The organism is Oceaniglobus indicus, from assembly GCF_002751875.1.
GTDB classification, from domain to species: Bacteria; Pseudomonadota; Alphaproteobacteria; order Rhodobacterales; family Rhodobacteraceae; genus Oceaniglobus; species Oceaniglobus indicus.
The window spans coordinates 177,902-195,666 of record NZ_NMZM01000002.1 but is presented as its reverse complement, the minus strand read 5'-3'; the positions used below and the strand labels follow the sequence as shown (position 1 = coordinate 195,666).

Here is a 17,765-nt window from a genome sequence, read left to right as displayed (position 1 = left end):
CAAGCATGGCAAAGGCGAATATCCGCAAGATCGCCGTCTGGGTCGAGGAGACCCGCATCGAGATGGGGCGCGAGATCGCGCCGCCGACCCGCAAGGCGGTGGCCGTCGCCGTCATCGCCAACCCCTTCGCCGGCACCTATGCCGACGACCTGTCGGACCTGATCGACATCGGGGCCGAACTGGGCGGGCTGCTGGGTGAACGGTGCGTGAGCGCGCTGGGCATCGCTCCCGCGCAGGCGCAAAGCTATGGCAAGGCCGCCATGGTCGGCGAGAACGGCGAGTTGGAACACGCCGCCGCGATCCTGCATCCGAAACTGGGCGCACCCCTGCGCGCGGCGGTGGAAAAGGGCGCGGCCCTCGTGCCGTCGTCCAAGAAGATGGGCGGACCGGGCCAGGTGCTGGATGTGCCTTTGGGCCACAAGGACGCGGCCTATGTGCGCAGCCACTTCGACGGGATCGAGGTGCGGCTGAACGATTCGCCCCGCGCGAATGAAATCATGGTCGCGGTGGCCGTCACCGACAGCGGGCGCCCCCTGCCGCGTGTCGGCGGGCTGAGTCACGAAGACGCCGAAGGCCGGGACGGATTGCGATGAGCACAAGGACCGGCGCGTGAACGATGAAAGCGCCCCGCGCGACGGGTATGTCCTGGACGATCAGGCCGGCTATCTGCTGCGCCAGGTCAGCCAGCGGCACGCCGCGATCTTTCAGCGGCTGGCGCCCGGCGGTCTGACGCCGACACAGTTTTCCACCCTGATCCGCCTGCACGAGGCCGGCCCCGCGTCGCAGAACGAACTGGGCCGCGCGGTGGCGATGGATGTGGCGACGATCAAGGGGGTGATCGACCGGCTGAAGGCCAAGGGGCTGGTCGCCGTCAAACCCTATCCGGGCGACCGGCGGCGCACGCTGATATCGCTGACCGACGAAAGTGTCGCAATGATCGCCGAACTGCACGAGGCCGGCCACGTCATCACCGACGAGACGCTGTCACCTCTGGACGCCGCCGAGCGGACACAGCTTTTGGCCCTGTTGCGCAAGCTGACCTGACGCGCCCTTGCCGGCCGCCTGAAAATGCGGTGTGTGGGCGCCACGTCATCACCCCCGAAGCGGAGCCATATCATGGACATCAAGGCAATCGCGCTGGGCGTGGCGTTCGCCGTCATGTGGTCGTCGGCCTTTACCAGCGCACGGATGATCGTGCTGGACGCGCCGCCCCTGACGGCGCTCAGCCTGCGGTTCCTGATCTCGGGCCTTCTGGGGGTCGGCATCGCGCTGGCGCTGGGCCAGACATGGCGGCTGAGCCGGGCGCAATGGAAGGCGACGGCGGTGTTCGGCATCTGCCAGAACGCGCTGTACCTGGGGCTGAACTTTGTCGCGATGCAGAAGATCGAGGCGGGGCTGGCCGCGATCATCGCGTCGTCCCTGCCATTGCTGGTGGCGCTGGCCGGCTGGCTGTTCATGGGCGAACGGACGCGGCCACTGGGGCTGGCCGGGTTGGCCGCCGGCATGTTCGGCGTCGTGCTGATCATGGGGTCGCGCATTTCCGGCGGCGTGGATGTGACGGGCCTGATCCTGTGCATCCTCGGGGCCATCGCGCTGACCGTGGCCACCTTGTCGATGCGCGGTGCGTCTTCGGGGGGCAACCTGTTGATGGTGGTCGGGCTTCAGATGCTGGTGGGGTCGGTCTGTCTGGCGGTGGTGGCGATCCCGACGGAAACCTTCGATGTGGCGTGGTCCTGGCGGCTGGTGCTGGCGTTTGCCTATACCACCCTTGTGCCGGGGCTGGCGGCGACGCTGGTGTGGTTCGTGCTGGTCGGGCGGATCGGCATGGTGCGCGCATCGACGTTCCATTTCCTGAACCCGTTCCTTGGCGTGGCCATTGCCGCCCTGCTGCTGGGCGAGGCGCTGGGTGTGCTGGATATCGTCGGCGTGGCGATCATCACGGCCGGTATCTTTGCCGTGCAGGTGTCCAAGGCGCGGCGTATCAACGCCGTTCCGCCGCACCCACCCCGCGCGAGCTGATCCACCGCGCGCGGCGCCGTTTCGGATCGGCCGCTTTCGGCCGATGGCACCTGCCTGATGGGAACGTTCGGCCGCCATCCCCGTTGACTCGGTGACATCGAGAAGAGGAGGTTTTCCGATGACTGACGCATTGAAGACAGACCACTCGCAAACCGAAACCGGCGGCCATCTGGTGTCGTCCGACGACGTCACCGGAACGGCGGTCTATAGCCCGACCGGCGATCACGTCGGCGACATCGCCCACCTGATGATCGACAAGAAGTCGGGCAACATCGGCTATGCCGTCATGAACTTTGGCGGTTTTTTCGGAATTGGTGCGGAAGAGGTGCCGGTACCGTGGGGCAAGCTGGATTACGACCCGTCAAAAGGTGGTTTCGTCACCGATATCACCAAGGAACAGCTCGAGGGGATGCCCCCCCGCAACGACGACTGGACCCGTGACCGGGCGTGGGAAGAGCGGTATTACAGCCACTTCGGGATGCCGTATTACTGGATCTGACCTGACCGAAACGATGCGGCCCCGGCGTTCGCCGGGGCCGTTTCCTATCCGATGGGTCCGCGCACGCCGCCGGTCTGCGCCCGATCCAACAGCAGATGGTCGAGGATGACACATGCCATCATCGCCTCGCCCACTGGCACGGCGCGGATGCCGACGCAGGGGTCGTGCCGGCCCTTGGTGATGATGTCGGCGGGCTTGCCCGATTTGGTGATCGTGGCGCGGGATTTCAGGATCGACGAGGTCGGCTTGACCGCGAATCGCACCACCACGTCCTGCCCCGTTGAAATGCCGCCTAGGATGCCGCCCGCGTGGTTCGATGAATACACCGGCACACCGTCGTTCCCCATGAAGATCTCGTCGGCGTTGTCTTCGCCGGTCAGGGCAGCCGCGGCCATCCCTTCACCGATTTCGACGCCCTTCACGGCATTGATGCTCATCATCGCGGCGGCAAGATCGGTGTCGAGCTTGCCATAGACCGGGGCGCCAAGGCCCGGCGGCGTGCCGCGCGCGACGACCTCGATCACGGCGCCGCAGGAATTGCCGGATTTGCGCAACCCGTCCAGATATCCGGCCCAGTCCTCGGCGGCCTGCGCGTCGGGCGTCCAGAACGGGTTCTCGCCGATCCGGTCCCAATCGAACCGGTCGCGGTCGATGGCGTGCGGTCCCATCTGCACCATGTAGCCGGTGATCCGCAGGTCCGGCACCAGTTGCGCCAGCACCGCCCGCGCGACGCCCCCCGCCGCCACCCGCGCCGCCGTTTCGCGGGCCGAGGACCGGCCGCCGCCGCGCGGATCGCGGATGCCGTATTTCTGCCAATAGGTGATGTCGGCATGGCCGGGGCGGAATTTCTCGGCGATGTCGCCGTAATCCTTCGACCGCTGGTCGGTGTTGCGGATCGTCAGCTGGATCGGCGTTCCGGTGGTGACGCCTTCATAGGTGCCCGACAGGATTTCCACCGCGTCCGGCTCCTGGCGCTGGGTGGTATAGCGGTTCTGCCCCGGCTTGCGCCGATCCAGCCATATCTGAAGGTCTTCGGCGGCCACCGGCACACCCGGCGGGCAGCCGTCGATGGTGCAGCCCAGGGCGGGGCCATGGCTTTCGCCCCAGGTGGTCACGCGGAAAAGATGTCCGAAGGTGTTCAGGCTCATGGCGCGCTCCGTTTTGTCGGTGTCCTGTTTATGGCCGCGACGATGGGATGCCCAGCCCAAACCAGTGCCGGACCATCCTTCACCGGCGGGGTCTTTCAGGAAACCGGGGTGACAGGATGCACCCGGCGTGGTTTGTGGCCGATACCCTTTGAGTGGACAGGACATGACGCCGGACCTTCTGCGCCGCGGGCTGAAGTTGTCGCATCTGCGGCTGATGGCGGCTCTGCTGACGCAGAGCAACCTGGGCGCCGCCGCCCGCAGCATCGCGATTTCGCAACCGGCGGCGTCCCGGCTGGCGGCCGAGCTTGAGCGCATCCTGGGGGTGGCGATCTATACCCGGACCCAGCGCGGTGTCGTTCTGACGCCCGAAGGTGCGGCGATGGCCCGTCGGGCGGCGCGGATGCTGCACGAGATCGAACTGGGCGGCCGCGAGGTCGACGAGTTGCGCCAGGGCGCGGCGGGCCGTGTCCGGCTGGGATCTGTCACCGGCCCGGCGGTCGAGGCCGTGCTGTCGGCGGTGACCGCCTATCGCGCGGCGTATCCGCGGGTCGACGTCGGCATCGATGTCGGCCCCAGCGACCGGATGGTGGCCGACCTGCTGGACGGCACGCTGGATTTCGCCATTGCGCGCAGGCCCGGGTCGGTGGCCCCGGCCTTGCTGAGCGAGGTTCCGATCGCTGACGAGCCGGTCGTTTTCGCGGTGCGGTCGGGTCATCCGCTGGTCGGACGGCGCAATCTCGAGTTGGCCGACCTCATGCCGTTCGACTGGGTTGTGCCGTCCGAGGGCGCGATCCTGCGCACGACGCTGGATTCGGTACTGCGGGCCCAGGGGTTGGGGTTGCCCGAACGGGTCCTGTCGACCTCGTCCTTCGTGATGACGCTGGCGGCCACGGCCCGCAGCGACGCGATCGCCCCGATTGCCGCGGCGGTCTGCCGGGCGTTTCCGGGCATCGGGCTCGAGCCGCTTGATCTGCGCCTGAAGATCGCGGTCGAGACGTTTTCCTATCTTGAACGCCGCGACACCGATCTGACCCCGGCGGCACGGATGCTGTCAGACATGGTGTTGGACGGATTCGCTCGGCGCATCTGATTCGGGTGCAAGTGTGGCGAAACTGTGGCGACGACGGTGCCGGCAGGCCCCCCGCGCGCGCTTTTGTGGGTTCCACGCAACGCCTGCCGCGCGCAACCCGGTTCCTTTGCGGACAATGACTTGGATCGGGCGGACGCTGTGCGTATCCTGAAAACAATAAGAAACGAGAGCAGGAACAAGCAGGATGGCGGGCTATTCAGGCACGTTCGTTGTCCCTTGGTCTCAGACGGAAGTGGATGGTTTGCCGGGGGCGCCGGTGGGCGCGCTCGAGGTCGGTGCCAGCTGGCGCTGGAGCGGCAGCCCGGTGCGTGTCGATGGCGCGAACGATCTTCTGATTCTGGAAGGGCCCTTGGGTGACGGTGAATTGCGGCAGCGCGCAGCGCGTGCCGCACGGCGCATGGTGGGGCACGCGATACAGCCCCTGCGGCCGGATGTTCGCGGTTTCGCGGACGAGCCGCTGTTCGACCGCCACTTCGTGGTGACCGAAGGCCGTCGCGAATACGCGATAACGCTTATCGAACTGGCCGAAACGGCGCGTCCGTTGCTGTTGTTCCTTGGCGAGATGCCGCCAGCCGATCGCGATCTCTGGGTGGTGCGCTGTCCCGGTGAACGGGTCCTGGTGGCACCCCGGACGGCCGCGGTGCCGCCGGGCGTGATCTGTTTCGCGGCGGGCACCCTGGTGCGCACCCCCGACGGCGATCGCCGGGTCGAGGATCTGACTCAGGGCGATACCGTCTGCACCCGTGACAACGGCGCGCAACCCCTGCAATGGACCGGCCATCGGCGGATGACCGGGGCGCGCCTGCATGCGCTGCCGGCGCTGCGTCCGGTGCGGATCCGCACCGATGCGCTGGGTCTGAACGTGCCCACGCCCGATCTGGTCGTGTCGCCGCAACACCGCATCCTCGTGCGCGGGGCGGCCGCCGAGGCGCTGTTCAACGAACCCGAAGTGCTGGTGGCGGCCATCGACCTGGTCAACGACCGTTCGGTCACCGTGGAACACGGCCGGCGCGAAGTCGTCTATCATCACCTGATGTTGCCGGCCCATAACGTGCTGTGGGCCAATGGCGTTGCCTCCGAAAGCTTCCATCCGGCCCACACCGCGCTGGACAGCATTCCCGACGACCAGCGCGCCGCGATGTTCGCCACCGATCCCGAACTGGCGGAAGATCCGACGGTCTTCGGGGCCGCCGCCCGCCGCCTGCTCAGCGCGGCGGAAGCGGCGGTCATGCTGTCGGAAGCGCGCGGCATGGCGCACCGTCGCACCGGTGCCGTCCGTGAGGTTGCCCATGTCATGTCGTGACCCGCTGCGGACGCCACCCCTTGACTTCCCCCGCCCAGCGGATAAGACGCGCCTTCGTCTGGTGCTGCGCCTGCGTGGCATCCGGATGATCATTGGTGTTGGTGGCTCCCGCAAGGGATCGCCTGTCGGAGCCCGGTTCGTCGAATCGGGGTTCAGAGGACAACGCCCTTCCCTGTCGCCCGCTTCGGGTGGCGCATAGACGAAGGATATCAGACGTGACGAAACGCACATCTGCCAAGTACAAGATCGACCGCCGCATGGGCGAAAACATCTGGGGCCGCCCCAAGTCGCCGGTCAACCGCCGCGAATACGGCCCGGGCCAGCACGGCCAGCGCCGCAAGGGCAAGGTTTCGGACTTCGGCCTGCAGCTGCGCGCCAAGCAGAAGCTCAAGGGCTATTACGGCGACCTGACCGAAAAGCAGTTCAAGCGCATCTTCGCCGAAGCCGCCCGCGTGAAGGGTGACACCGGCGAGAACCTGATCGGCCTGCTCGAGCGCCGCCTGGACGCCGTCGTCTACCGCGCCAAGTTCGTGCCGACCGTTTTCGCCGCCCGCCAGTTCGTGAACCACGGCCACGTCACGGTGAACGGCCAGCGCGTCAACATCCCGTCCTACCGCGTGAAGGAAGGCGACGTGGTCGAGGTGCGCCAGAAGTCGAAGCAGCTGGTCAGCGTCCTGGAGGCCGTGCAGCTTCCCGAACGTGACGTGCCCGACTATGTCGAGGTCGACCACAACAAGATGACCGCCACCTTCACCCGCACCCCGACCCTGGGCGATGTGCCCTATCCCGTGCAGATGGAGCCGAACCTGGTCATCGAATACTACGCCCAGAACTGATCGTTCCGGAATGTCGCATCAGGGCCGTCGCATCGTTGGATGCGGCGGCCTTTTTCGTTGGCAGGGTGATAGGGCGAATGACGGCTCTCATCCCTGATGGAGCGATGGGACAACGCCATCCGATGTCATGGAGCGGCGGGAAGCGCGCGTCGCTGCACCAGGTGCCGAGGTCGGCTGCGCGGACAAGGCAGACCTTCGTGAATGATAGCGAAAGGCCAGAACAGGTCCGGAACCGCCAGACTGCTGTCAGGGTTGCGACACCAACGCGGTCGCGTTTGGAATTGACAGTGCTGCTTGACGCCATCATGTCTTTCTAATTCCAACATGCCAGTCGGGTGGAGATAAAGTCATGATGCTAGGTGAAGTTCTGAGCGCCGCGCGCAAATCCGGCGATGGGATTAAAGACTGGCTGGCACCCGCCGAGCCAGAGATTTGGGATGCCTTGGGTAAAGCCGCCGAAGCCGAAGGTATGGATCATGCCGCCTTTGCCCGGATGGCTGTCGCTGATTTTACAAACAGAGCACCCGAAGAAGACTGGGCAACGATGATGAGCCGAATTCGCGATGCTCAAGACCCAGGTCGAGCTTGCCTGCTTTCCATGATCACCTGGCGCATGTCCAAGGTTGATACAAAATGCGACCATAATCACTAGACCGCACCTGCCTTAAATCGCAATTTCCGGTCATGCAGGCGACACTTTGACGTGACATTGATCGTGATTGAAGTCGGCTCGTTCCGACCCTTCGCCGCAACTTGAATGAACGACCGCTAACGGTCGTGACCGGACTGAACCAGGGTAAGGCGAACGGCAATTTTTCGCGCGCGCAGATTCTGTCGCACCAATTGCAACTGCCCTGGCCCGCCGCCATTCGGTCGCTACTTCAGTTGCGAATCCTTCGATCCACGCCGGTTGATGCCGCCGCGTCGGACCGCCTGGCCGTCGCGTTCGGTCTGGCAATCAATGCACAGCGTCACGCCGGGGCTGGCGATGCGGCGGGCTTCGGGAATCGGTTCCTCGCAATCGGCGCAATGGGTGCGCGAGGGGCGTGCGACACCGCGCCGCGCCTGCATGCGCTGCAACTCATCCGCGATGGATGCTTCGATCTGTTCGTTCACCGCGCCGTCGCGGCTCCAGCCTCCGGCCATGTCCACACCTCCGATTCGCCCTGCAAACAAGGTGGTCATCGCGAGGGGCCGCTTCAAGATGCGCGGCCGCGTGACCCGAAAACCGCACCCCGCGACGAAATTCCGGCCTGTGCCGAATTGGCAACATGCTTCTGGTCTTGGCCGACGCCCGTCGCTAGAACCGCCCCGAAGGGGAATTGCCGCCATGACACATGCCATTCAGCCGAAGCCCGGCGTTCTGGAAATTGCGCCCTACGTGGGCGGTGACGCCGGTATCGCGGGCGCGCGCGATGTCGTGAAACTGTCGAGCAACGAGAACCCGTTCGGCCCGTCCGAGGCCAGCAAGGAGGCGATCCGCCGGTCGCTGCACAATATCCACCGGTATCCGAACACCAGCCACGATTCGCTGCGCAATGCCATCGCCGACGTCCACGGCCTGGATCCCGCGCGCATCATCTGCGGCAATGGCAGCGACGAAATCATCACCCTGCTGTGCCAGGCCTACGGCGGACCGGGAGTCGAGGTGATCCACACCGAACACGGCTTCGGCATGTATCGCATCAGCGCCCTGGCCGCGGGCGCCGCCCCGATCGAAGTGCGCGAACACGAACGCAAGGTCGATGTCGACGCGATTCTCGAGGCCTGCAATTTCCGCACGCGGCTGGTCTTCGTGACCAACCCCGGCAACCCCACGGGCACGATGATCGGTTCGAACGAGGTGGGGCGCCTGGCGGCCGAACTGCCGGATCATGTGCTGCTGGTGCTGGATGGCGCCTATGCGGAATACGTCGCCGATTTCGATGGCGGCGCGAAACTGGTCGACAAGCGCGACAATGTCTTCATGACACGCACGTTTTCCAAGCTCTACGGGCTGGGGGGCTTGCGCATCGGCTGGGGCTATGGGCCCGACCACGTCATCGACGCGCTGAACCGGGTGCGCGGGCCGTTCAACCTGTCGGAGTTGCAGATGGCGGCGGCCGAGGCGGCCTTGCGCGATCGCGAATATGTCGAACGCTGCCGCGCCGAAAACAGCCGGATGCGCGGCTGGATGGCCAAGGCGCTGGCCGAACTGGGGGTGCCGTCGGACACATCCTGCGCCAACTTCGTGCTGGCGCGGTTCGATGATGCGCCGCAAGCCGACGCCTGCGAGGCGCACCTGCGCCGCGACGGTCTGATCGTGCGCAAGATGGGCGGCTACAAACTGCCCAACTGCCTGCGGATCACCGTGGGCGACGAAGCGTCGTGCCGCCGCGTGGTCCACGCCATTTCCCGCTTCAAGGATCCCGAGGGATGAGCGTGACCTATGACCGGGTGGCCCTGATCGGGCTTGGCTTGATTGCCGGTTCCATGGCGCTGGCCATGCGCCGCGCCGGTCTGGCCGGCGAGATCGTCGGCACCGCCCGCTCGGCCGAAACCCGCACCATCGCCGCCGAAATCGGGCTGTGCGACCGGGTGGTCGATACCGTGGCCGAGGCCGTGGCGAACGCCGACCTGGTGGTGTTGTGCGTGCCGGTGGGGGCAATGGGCGCCGTCGCGGCCGAAATGGCGCCGCATCTGGCACCCGGTGCCACGGTGACCGACGTGGGGTCGGTCAAGGCCGGGGTGATTGCCGCCGTCGCGCCGCATCTGCCCGACACCGTGCATTTCATCCCGGCGCATCCCCTGGCGGGCACCGAACATTCCGGCCCCCGATCCGGGTTCGCCGAACTGTTCGACAACCGCTGGTGCCTGCTTGTGCCGGTCGAAGGCACCGACGATGCCGCTCTTGGCCGGTTGCGCGCGCTTTGGCAGGGGATGGGCGCCAACGTCGATGTCATGGACGCCGAACACCATGACCTCGTGTTGGCCGTGACGTCCCACGCGCCGCACCTGATCGCCTATACCATGGTCGGTGTTGCCGATGACCTGGGCCGGGTGACCGACAGCGAGGTGATCAAATATTCCGCCGCCGGGTTTCGCGATTTCACCCGCATCGCGGCGTCCGACCCGACCATGTGGCGTGACGTGTTCCTGAACAACAGGGACGCGACCCTGGAAATCCTCGGGCGGTTCACCGAGGAATTGTTCGCGTTGCAGCGGGCGATCCGCAAGGGTGACGGCGACCATCTTTTCGACTACTTTACCCGGACCCGTGCAATCCGGCGCGGTATCATCGAGGCGGGGCAGGATACATCTGCCGCCGACTTCGGACGCGGTGGGAAGCCCTGAATGAAACATGTCTACGCCCTTGCCTTGGTGTGCGCCGCATTGGTCGCGGAAACGGGGCGGGCGGATGCGCCGACGTCTTCGCCGCGGCCCCAGCACCGGGATGGCGACGTCGTCAGCCGCGCGGCACCTCTCGGGGTGGGCGGGCAAGTCGGCGAAGGCATGGCGCCCGTCGTTCTGGCGGCGGTGGCCGGCGTGGTGCCGCGTTCGCCGCGCCCCCAGGTGCGCCCCGAGAATCTGAAGCGCCGGTCCATCGTCGCCGCCGCCGGATTTCGCCGGATGCCGCCTGCGACGGGATCGCGCGGGGCGCTCTGCGGCGACCCGGACATCCAGGGCGTGCGCATGTCGCGGATCGCCGGGCGCATCCGGGGCTGCGGTGTGGAAGCCCCCGTGCAGGTGACGGCGATCGCCGGAGTGGCGCTGTCCACCGGGGCGACGATGGATTGCACCACGGCCAAGGCGCTGAAAACCTGGGTCGAGCGCGGCGTGAAGCCGGTGATCGGACGGCTGGGCGGCGGTGTCGCGTCACTGAAGGTGGCCGCGCATTATTCCTGCCGCGCCCGCAACAACAAGCGCGGCGCCCGGATTTCCGAGCACGGCAAGGGGCGGGCGGTCGACATATCGTCCATCGTTCTGAAGAACGGCGCGTCGCTGAGCGTGCTGAAGGGATGGCGCGATCCGGCGCAGGCGGGCATGATGAAGACCATGCACCGTGCGGCCTGTGGGCCGTTCGGCACCGTCCTGGGGCCGAATGCGGACCGATATCATCAGGATCACTTCCATTTCGACACGGCGCGCTATCGCAGCGGATCCTATTGCAAATAGCGTCGGCGTGCGTGGTGGGGGCCGGAGCCTCCGGCGGGAGTATTTCGGTCAGTAAGAAGTCGGGGGTCTGAGCCAGTCGTTGGCCCACGCGATGCCCGTCAAGCCGGCGAAGCGGGCCGTGCGGTTCAGCGCGGCGGTGAGACGGGCAATGCGACCCGCGCCGAAGCGCACGCCGGGTTCGGGCCAGAGTGCCGCGACGTTCAGCGTGGAATCGGGTCGGTCTGCCGTCATGTCGATGCGGCCGATCAGGCGGTCGCCTTCGAGGATCGGAAAGACGTAATAGCCGTATTTGCGTTTCGCGGCGGGGGTGAAGATCTCGATCCGGTAATGAAAGCCGAACAGGCGCAAGGCGCGTTTGCGGTCGCGCAGGGCAGGATCGAACGGGCTGAGGACGCGGATCATGTGCGGAGGGGCAGGCAGGGTTGCGGCGGTCTGGGCGGTGCCGGGCCGGGCGAAATGGCGCCGCCACGTGCCGTCGGCCGATTGCACCTCGATGGCTTCGATGGTGCCGTCGGACAGGGCCGTTGCGCACCAGTGCCTTGCGTCGGCCGGGCTGATCACGGCGAAGAACGCCGCCAACTCGCCCGATGTGGCAAACCCCAGCCGGTCCAGCGCGGCGGTGCAGGCCCAGTCGATGGTTTCGGCCACGTCCAGGGGGGCAGCGCAGGCAGGATAGACGTTCGCCGCCAGATCATAGACCTTGCGGAAGCCTTCGCGCCGGGAAACGGCCAGATCGCCGGTACGCCAGAGGTATTCCAACGCGGTCTTCGAGGGGTGCCAATCCCACCACCCGTCGCCGGTCTTGCCGCTGGCGCGGTCGGCGAAATCATCCGACCGGCAGGGGCCGTCGCGCGCGATCCTTGCCATGACCGGGCCGAATTCATTCTGATACCCGGCCCTCCGCCAGGTCTTCCAACGCTGTTGCAGGTGTTCGGCGTGGTGGGCGAAGGCCAGCCGCCAATGGGGCAGGAACGCCATCGGGATGGCCGAGGCATCGTGAGTCCAGTGTTCGAACAGCGTGCGGTCACGTTCCAGCAACGGCGCCAGCATCGCCGGTCGATAGGCCGTGCGCCGCGCGTGCAGGATCATGTGATGGGCCCGTTCGACGGTGGACACGCTGTCGATCTGGACGAACCCCAGCCGGTGGATCAGGGCCAGAAGATCGGCGCCACGGGCGGGACCGGTTGGCGGCTCGAGCAGGGCGTGCCGGTCGAGGAACAGGCGCCGGGCCGTGACATTGGCGATCCGCGGGTTCGCCATCAGCGCAGGCGCGGCGCCGGCCCCAGATCGACAGGGCCGAGGGCCATGCGCCCGTCCGAAAAGCTGAGCGGCAGGTCCAGCGTTTCGCCATCGTCCGTCGATTGCGCCAGCATCGTCAGGACACGCGTCACCGTATCGGTTGCCGCAGCGGGGATCAGGCCGGCACCCACGGCCATGTCGATCATCCGTCGCCAGCCGGTTGCCGTCACCGTGATGCGGCCGTCGGGCAGGCCGTCGGCGCCGACCGCAACATCGCCCGACGCGCGCAGATCCAGCGGCCCCCAGACAATGCGCGCTTCGGTCAGATCAACCGTGGTCAGGCGCGGACGGGCATTGCCGAGGGCGAAACGGTCCCACGGCGCGTCGAAGCCCAGGCTCGCGTCCAGTTTCACGGTGCCGAGCGTTGGCGGCAGGGATCCGCCGGCGTCGATTGCCGCGCGCAGCGCGGGCCCCGGCGCCAGTTCGACCGCGACGATGTCCAGATCGTGGCCGTGTTGCAGACCCACGGCGGGACGGGTGGCGGCGCGGATCTGGTCGGCCGAGACGCGCCAGCCGGTTTCGCCGGTCAGGGTCACGCCGTCGGCAATCAGCGTCGAATGATCAAGGGCCAGGCCCGTGTCCAGCGCGAATGTCGCCGAGGCCCTCATCCGCGTGCTGGCCAGCGCGATGCTTTCCGCAGGCGTTTGAACCGTCTGATCGTTGGCGAAGGCCGTGATGATCTGGTTCGGTCGATAGCTGAGCGCGAAGATCTGGAAGAACGGCGCGCGCCAGCCGAACCCGGTAACCGGATCGTAGAGGTCGAGGTCGGTGATCGTGGTGTCGAACCGGTTGGGAAAGCCGGTGGTCGAGAGGTCGGAATACGTGGCCGTCCAGCCCCGCTCCCGTTGTGCGGCAAACCAGCGTTTCATGCCTTTTTCGACGGCCGAGGAGCCCACGAACCAATAGCCGCCCCATGCCAGTGCCGCGATCAGGATCACCGCCAGAAGTTTCCGCATCCTGCACCCTTTCGCTGATCCGTGTCGTGGTGTTTACAGGGGCGAAACCAAGAGGACCAGCACCATGGCTCAGCCCCCGATGTGGGTGTTCGGATACGGATCGCTTCTGTGGAACCCCGAGTTTCCGGTGGCCGAACGCGTGATCGGCATCTTGCCCGACCATGCGCGCAGTTTCTGCATGCGCTCGATCCATCATCGGGGAACCGTGGCCGACCCCGGCCTGGTGCTGGCGCTGGACCCGGAGCCGGGGGCGTCGTGCTGTGGTCTCGGCTTGCGGGTCGCACCGGGGGCCGAGGACGACACGCTCGAGGCGTTGCGCGCGCGTGAGCTGATCTCGTCGGCCTATGTCGAACGTGTGCTGGCACTGTCGCTGAGCGATGGGCGTGATGTGCGGGCTGTCGCCTATGTCGTCGACACGGGCCACGATCAGTATTGCGGCAACCTTGCGCTGGAGGAGCAGGCCCGCATCATTGCGCGGGCCGTGGGCGATCGCGGGGCCAACGCCGACTATCTGTTCAACACGGTGGCGCATCTGCATGAGACCGGGATTCCCGACCGTGATCTGGATTGGCTGGACGCGCGGGTGCGCGAAATCCTCACCCATGGGTAAATCGCGCCGCCCGTTGGACTCGCCGGGCAATGCCGGTATGCTGCGCTGCGACATTCATGCGAGGATACACTGATGGAGCGCCGAGCGGACCTTCAGTCCGACGCCCATTTCACCCAGCCCGTGCGCCAGATCCTTACGATGCTGGTGGTGGTCGCCCTTGTCGCGGTGGGTGCCTATATCGCGTTTCCGCGCGTGGCACCGGTTTTCCTGGCCAACCCCTGGCTGAACGGGTTCATCGCCATCGTGTTCATCTTCGGAGTGATCGCGTGTTTCTGGCAGGTCTATCAGCTGTGGCAATCGGTCGGCTGGATCGAAGGCTTCGTGGCCGGAAACCCCGGTCACGAATTCGTCAACGCGCCGCGGCTTCTGGCCCCCCTGGCCGCGCTGTTGCGCTCGCGCGGGCGGCAGGTGCAGATCTCGGATTCGTCGTCACGCTCGATCCAGGATTCGGTTGCGACGCGGATCGACGAGGCGCGCGATATCACGCGTTATATCGTAAACCTGCTGATCTTTCTCGGGCTGCTCGGCACGTTCTATGGCCTGGCCACCACCGTTCCGGCCATTGTCGAAACGATCCGGGGGCTTGCGCCGCAGAACGGTGAAGACGGCATGCAGGTGTTCGCGCGCCTGATGTCGGGGCTTGAGGCCCAGCTGGGCGGCATGGGGGTGGCGTTTTCGTCATCGCTGTTGGGCTTGGCCGGGTCGCTGGTCGTCGGCTTGCTGGAACTGTTCGCGAGCCATGGACAGAACCGGTTCTATCGCGAACTTGAGGAATGGCTGTCGTCGTTCACCCGGCTTGGCATTGCCACCGGCAGCGAGGGGCACGGCGATGCGGCGATGGTCACCGGCGTCATGGAACACATGTCGCGCCAGATGGACGAGCTGACCCAGTTGTTCGCGGATTCCGAGGTGGGCCGCACCCTGGTCGAGGAGCGTTTGGGCGATCTCGTCAGCTCGGTCGATGCGATGACCCGCCGGATGGCCGAGGACGGATCGGTGCGCGGTGCGCTCGACCGGGTCGCGCAGGGCCAGGAGCGGCTGGCCGAAGCGCTGGAGGCGCAGGCCGATTCCGGCGGTGGCGCCATGGATGCGGAAAGCCGGATGCGCCTGCGTTCGATCGACGTGCAACTGCTGCGCCTGCTGGAAGAAGTCGCCGCGGGACGCCAGGAAAGCACGGCCGAACTGCGCCAAGACATCAAGCAACTGGTGCGCGCGATCCGCGGGCAGGGCGCGCGCGACGCGCCGCGCGTGGACAGCGGGCGGGGCTGATCCATGGCCCTGACGCGACGTTCGACACAGCGGGTAAGCAACAGCATCTGGCCCGGTTTCGTCGATGCCATGACGGCGCTTCTGCTGGTGATGATGTTCGTTCTGACCATTTTCATGGTGGTGCAATTCGTCCTGCGCGAGGAAATCTCGGGGCAGGAGAGCGAGCTGGAACGCCGCGGCGATGAACTGAACGCGCTGACCTCCGAAGTGGCCGGCCTGACACGTCTTCTGGGGCTGGAACGCGACCGGACGGCGGAACTGGATACACGGCTGGAAACCGCACAGGCCGAAAGCGAGCGTCAGAACCGCCTGATCGAAAGCCTGACCGCGCAGGCCGAAAATCAGGACCGGCGGATCGCGTCGTTCGAGGAACAGGTGGCGACGCTTCTGGCCGAACGCGACACCGCGCTGGCCGAGGGCGAGCGGCTGGGCGCATCGCTGGACGAGCTGGAACAGGCGCAGGCGGATCTGCTGAGCGAGCAGGAGCAGTTGCAGATCGCCCTGGCCCGCGCCCGTGACGAGATTGACGCCCAGGCCGAGGCCGCGCGCCTTGCCGCCGCCCGCCGCGAAGCGCTGGAAGCCATGACCGCCGAGTTGCGCGCCAGCGTCGAAGAACGTGACGCATCGCTGGCAGATGCGCTGTCACGGCTCAGCGCGGCGGATGCGGCGCGCGCCGAACTGGCCAGCACATTGGACGAAACCGCCGCCGAACTGTCGGATGAAGAGGCCCGCCGCCTGGCCGAAGCCGCCGCCGCCGAAGCGTTGCGCGCACGCTTGGCGGCCGTCGAGGATGAACTGACGGCCGAGGAACAGGCGCGGCTGGCCGAGGCGGCGGCGGCCGAAGCGCTGCGCGAACGTCTGGCATCGGCGGACAGCGAATTGACCGCGATGACGCTGGCGCTGGAGGAACAGCGCAAGCGCGCCGAAGAAACCCTGACCCTGCTGGCCGCAGCGGAATCGGCGCAGGAAGATCTGAACGCGCGTCTGGCCGCCGCGCTGCTGGCGCAGGACGAAAGCGATGCTTCGGTGGCCCAGCTGGCCCAGGAAAAAGCGGCCTTGAACCGCCAGCTTGCCGTCGCCCTGCTGACTCAGGATCGCAGCCGCGAGGAAATCGCCACCCTGCAGATCGCGCTGGACCGGTCCGAAACGAACCAGGCCGATCTGAACGAAAAGCTGGCGCAGGCGCTGTTGGCCCGTGACGATGATGCCGCGAAACTGGCCGAGCTTGAGGCAGACCGCACCGCGCTGAACACCCGGCTGGCCGCCGCGATCCTGGCGCAGGACCAGACCGAAGCGGAATTGGAGCGCGCCGAGGCGGCTCTTGCCGGGGTCGAGGGTGATCGCGCCGATCTGACGGCGCGGCTGACGGCGGCCCTGGGCACGGCGGATGATGCCAAGGATCAACTGGCCCGCAGCGAAGCCGCCCTTGCCGCCGCGCTCGCGGCGCGTGACACCGCGCTGAGCGACAGCGAGAGCGCCGAGGCATTGCTGGCCGCGGCGTTGCAGAAGCAGGATGAAACGACCGAGGAACTGGCCGCCATATCCGCCGCGCTGAAGGTGGCCGAGGCCGCGAAACTGACCTTCCAGGGCGATTTGCAGGATGCCCGCGACCGGCTGGCCGCGGCCGAAGCCGAGGTGGCCGACCTGCGCGAGACCGTGGGCCGCGAGGCGACCGAGCGCGACCGGCTGGCCGCCGCCCTGCAAGCTGCCCGCAGCGAGGCTGCGGCGTTGCGTGGGGCGGCAGATGGCCAAGACGCGCTGCGCGATCAGCTTGAGGAAGCCTTGGCCGCCAAACTGGCCGCGGAACGTCAGGCCGCGGACCGCCTGAGCGAGGCGGAAAAGCGCGAAGCCCTGCTGGCCACCGCCAACCGCCAACTGGAGACGGAAGAGGCGCGTTCGGCCGAAAGCCAGCGCCAGGTCGAGGTTCTGAACCAACAGGTCGGCGAATTGCGCAAGCAGCTGGATCAGTTGCAGGGGCTTCTGGATCTGGCGGCCGAAAAGGATGCGGCGTCGAAGGTGGTGATCGAGAACCTTGGGACCGAGTTGAACGCCGCCCTGGCGCGGACCCTGCTTGAGCAAAAGAAGATCGCGGCGCTGGAAGCGGCGGAACGTCAGCGGCTGGAACGGTATCAGTCCGAATTCTTCGGCCGCCTGCGCGATCTGCTGGGCGACCGCGAAGGCGTGCGGATCGTCGGCGACCGCTTCGTGTTCTCGTCCGAGGTGCTGTTTCCCAGCGCATCGGCGACGCTTTCGCCGGAAGGCGAAGCGCAGATCGGGCGTGTGACCAACCTGTTGTTCGAGGTGGCGCGCGATATTCCAGAAGGGATCGATTGGGTCATACGTGTTGACGGGCATACCGACGACGTGCCGCTGATCCCCGGTGCGCGGTTTGCCGACAACTGGGAATTGTCTCAGGCGCGGGCCTTGTCGGTCGTGCGCTACATGACCGAGGATCTGGGTTTTCCGCCAAACCGGCTGGCGCCGACCGGGTTCGGCGAATTCTATCCGGTGAATCCGGAAGACAGTGCTGCGGCACGGGCGCAAAACCGGCGCATCGAACTCAAGCTTACCGAACGCTAGG

Annotated in this window: 18 protein-coding genes; 14 read left to right on the top strand and 4 right to left on the bottom strand. The window is 66.6% G+C overall.

Annotated elements, in window-relative coordinates; translation table 11 throughout:
* The first annotated feature begins 5 nt into the window (after positions 1-5).
* The 4 genes from CFP68_RS03470 to CFP68_RS03455 all read left to right on the top strand — a co-directional run bounded on the left by CFP68_RS03470 (position 6) and on the right by CFP68_RS03455 (position 2,518).
* A complete protein-coding gene (locus CFP68_RS03470) occupies positions 6-593 on the top strand; it encodes an amino acid synthesis family protein (protein ID WP_099824587.1) in 588 nt (195 codons plus the stop codon).
* 16 nt (positions 594-609) lie between these two features.
* Positions 610-1,044 carry a MarR family winged helix-turn-helix transcriptional regulator gene (locus CFP68_RS03465; RefSeq protein WP_099824584.1) on the top strand — a complete coding sequence of 145 codons (435 nt, stop codon included), beginning with the start codon at positions 610-612 and terminating at the stop codon, positions 1,042-1,044.
* A 72-nt stretch (positions 1,045-1,116) separates the two neighbouring features.
* Positions 1,117-2,019, top strand: a complete 903-nt coding sequence (locus CFP68_RS03460) for a DMT family transporter (RefSeq protein WP_099824582.1) — start codon at positions 1,117-1,119, stop codon at positions 2,017-2,019.
* Positions 2,020-2,137: 118 nt separating this feature from the next.
* Positions 2,138-2,518, top strand: a complete 381-nt coding sequence (locus CFP68_RS03455; protein ID WP_099824580.1) for a PRC-barrel domain-containing protein — start codon at positions 2,138-2,140, stop codon at positions 2,516-2,518.
* Between the two features lie 44 nt (positions 2,519-2,562).
* Here CFP68_RS03455 and aroC read toward each other — a convergent pair whose 3' ends face one another.
* Positions 2,563-3,666 (bottom strand): chorismate synthase, encoded by a 1,104-nt coding sequence (aroC, locus tag CFP68_RS03450; protein WP_099824578.1) that lies wholly within the window; start codon positions 3,664-3,666, stop codon positions 2,563-2,565.
* A 163-nt stretch (positions 3,667-3,829) separates the two neighbouring features.
* Here aroC and CFP68_RS03445 point away from each other — a divergent pair, with 163 nt between their 5' ends.
* From CFP68_RS03445 to CFP68_RS17795, 4 genes are all read left to right on the top strand, one after another.
* Positions 3,830-4,756 carry a LysR family transcriptional regulator gene (locus CFP68_RS03445; protein ID WP_099824576.1) on the top strand — a complete coding sequence of 309 codons (927 nt, stop codon included), beginning with the start codon at positions 3,830-3,832 and terminating at the stop codon, positions 4,754-4,756.
* 184 nt (positions 4,757-4,940) lie between these two features.
* Positions 4,941-6,059 carry a Hint domain-containing protein gene (locus CFP68_RS03440; protein ID WP_099824573.1) on the top strand — a complete coding sequence of 373 codons (1,119 nt, stop codon included), beginning with the start codon at positions 4,941-4,943 and terminating at the stop codon, positions 6,057-6,059.
* 215 nt (positions 6,060-6,274) lie between these two features.
* Complete coding sequence (rpsD, locus tag CFP68_RS03435) at positions 6,275-6,895, top strand: 30S ribosomal protein S4 (RefSeq protein ID WP_099824571.1); 621 nt, start codon at positions 6,275-6,277, stop codon at positions 6,893-6,895.
* A 349-nt stretch (positions 6,896-7,244) separates the two neighbouring features.
* Positions 7,245-7,547, top strand: coding sequence for a hypothetical protein (locus tag CFP68_RS17795; RefSeq protein ID WP_145953389.1), 303 nt, complete (start codon positions 7,245-7,247; stop codon positions 7,545-7,547).
* A gap of 224 nt (positions 7,548-7,771) precedes the next feature.
* Here CFP68_RS17795 and CFP68_RS03430 read toward each other — a convergent pair whose 3' ends face one another.
* Entirely contained in the window at positions 7,772-8,041 is a 270-nt protein-coding gene (locus CFP68_RS03430; protein ID WP_099824569.1) for a DksA/TraR family C4-type zinc finger protein, read from the bottom strand.
* A gap of 184 nt (positions 8,042-8,225) precedes the next feature.
* On the opposite strand from CFP68_RS03430, the gene hisC reads away from it, so the two are divergent.
* The 3 genes from hisC to CFP68_RS03415 are packed head-to-tail and all read left to right on the top strand — an operon-like array spanning position 8,226 to position 11,050.
* A complete protein-coding gene (hisC, locus tag CFP68_RS03425; RefSeq protein ID WP_099824566.1) occupies positions 8,226-9,314 on the top strand; it encodes a histidinol-phosphate transaminase in 1,089 nt (362 codons plus the stop codon).
* A complete protein-coding gene (locus tag CFP68_RS03420; protein WP_099824564.1) occupies positions 9,311-10,228 on the top strand; it encodes a prephenate/arogenate dehydrogenase family protein in 918 nt (305 codons plus the stop codon). Before hisC ends, CFP68_RS03420 begins: the two co-directional genes overlap by 4 nt.
* Positions 10,229-11,050, top strand: a complete 822-nt coding sequence (locus CFP68_RS03415) for an extensin-like domain-containing protein (protein ID WP_099824562.1) — start codon at positions 10,229-10,231, stop codon at positions 11,048-11,050.
* Between the two features lie 48 nt (positions 11,051-11,098).
* Here the strand turns inward: CFP68_RS03415 and CFP68_RS03410 are convergent, their stop codons facing one another.
* Complete coding sequence (locus CFP68_RS03410) at positions 11,099-12,310, bottom strand: winged helix-turn-helix domain-containing protein (RefSeq protein ID WP_099824558.1); 1,212 nt, start codon at positions 12,308-12,310, stop codon at positions 11,099-11,101.
* Positions 12,310-13,305, bottom strand: a complete 996-nt coding sequence (locus tag CFP68_RS03405; RefSeq protein ID WP_099824555.1) for a DUF2125 domain-containing protein — start codon at positions 13,303-13,305, stop codon at positions 12,310-12,312. Before CFP68_RS03405 ends, CFP68_RS03410 begins: the two co-directional genes overlap by 1 nt.
* Before the next feature lie 64 nt (positions 13,306-13,369).
* Between CFP68_RS03405 and CFP68_RS03400 the strand changes: the two genes are divergently transcribed.
* From CFP68_RS03400 to CFP68_RS03390, 3 genes are all read left to right on the top strand, one after another.
* Entirely contained in the window at positions 13,370-13,915 is a 546-nt protein-coding gene (locus CFP68_RS03400) for a gamma-glutamylcyclotransferase (RefSeq protein WP_099824552.1), read from the top strand.
* A gap of 72 nt (positions 13,916-13,987) precedes the next feature.
* A complete protein-coding gene (locus CFP68_RS03395) occupies positions 13,988-15,184 on the top strand; it encodes a biopolymer transporter ExbB (protein WP_099824550.1) in 1,197 nt (398 codons plus the stop codon).
* A 3-nt stretch (positions 15,185-15,187) separates the two neighbouring features.
* Positions 15,188-17,764 (top strand): peptidoglycan -binding protein, encoded by a 2,577-nt coding sequence (locus CFP68_RS03390; RefSeq protein ID WP_099824548.1) that lies wholly within the window; start codon positions 15,188-15,190, stop codon positions 17,762-17,764.
* Position 17,765 lies beyond the last annotated feature (1 nt).

Coding starts and splice junctions, on each gene's coding strand:
- hisC (WP_099824566.1), top strand. CDS start 8,226: ATGACACATGCCATTCAGCCGAAGCCCGGCGTTCTGGAAATTGCGCCC.
- CFP68_RS17795 (WP_145953389.1), top strand. CDS start 7,245: ATGATGCTAGGTGAAGTTCTGAGCGCCGCGCGCAAATCCGGCGATGGG.
- CFP68_RS03405 (WP_099824555.1), bottom strand. CDS start 13,305: ATGCGGAAACTTCTGGCGGTGATCCTGATCGCGGCACTGGCATGGGGC.
- CFP68_RS03395 (WP_099824550.1), top strand. CDS start 13,988: ATGGAGCGCCGAGCGGACCTTCAGTCCGACGCCCATTTCACCCAGCCC.
- CFP68_RS03390 (WP_099824548.1), top strand. CDS start 15,188: ATGGCCCTGACGCGACGTTCGACACAGCGGGTAAGCAACAGCATCTGG.
- CFP68_RS03455 (WP_099824580.1), top strand. CDS start 2,138: ATGACTGACGCATTGAAGACAGACCACTCGCAAACCGAAACCGGCGGC.
- CFP68_RS03460 (WP_099824582.1), top strand. CDS start 1,117: ATGGACATCAAGGCAATCGCGCTGGGCGTGGCGTTCGCCGTCATGTGG.
- CFP68_RS03470 (WP_099824587.1), top strand. CDS start 6: ATGGCAAAGGCGAATATCCGCAAGATCGCCGTCTGGGTCGAGGAGACC.
- CFP68_RS03430 (WP_099824569.1), bottom strand. CDS start 8,041: ATGGCCGGAGGCTGGAGCCGCGACGGCGCGGTGAACGAACAGATCGAA.
- CFP68_RS03415 (WP_099824562.1), top strand. CDS start 10,229: ATGAAACATGTCTACGCCCTTGCCTTGGTGTGCGCCGCATTGGTCGCG.
- aroC (WP_099824578.1), bottom strand. CDS start 3,666: ATGAGCCTGAACACCTTCGGACATCTTTTCCGCGTGACCACCTGGGGC.
- CFP68_RS03400 (WP_099824552.1), top strand. CDS start 13,370: ATGGCTCAGCCCCCGATGTGGGTGTTCGGATACGGATCGCTTCTGTGG.
- CFP68_RS03440 (WP_099824573.1), top strand. CDS start 4,941: ATGGCGGGCTATTCAGGCACGTTCGTTGTCCCTTGGTCTCAGACGGAA.
- CFP68_RS03410 (WP_099824558.1), bottom strand. CDS start 12,310: ATGGCGAACCCGCGGATCGCCAATGTCACGGCCCGGCGCCTGTTCCTC.
- CFP68_RS03445 (WP_099824576.1), top strand. CDS start 3,830: ATGACGCCGGACCTTCTGCGCCGCGGGCTGAAGTTGTCGCATCTGCGG.
- CFP68_RS03420 (WP_099824564.1), top strand. CDS start 9,311: ATGAGCGTGACCTATGACCGGGTGGCCCTGATCGGGCTTGGCTTGATT.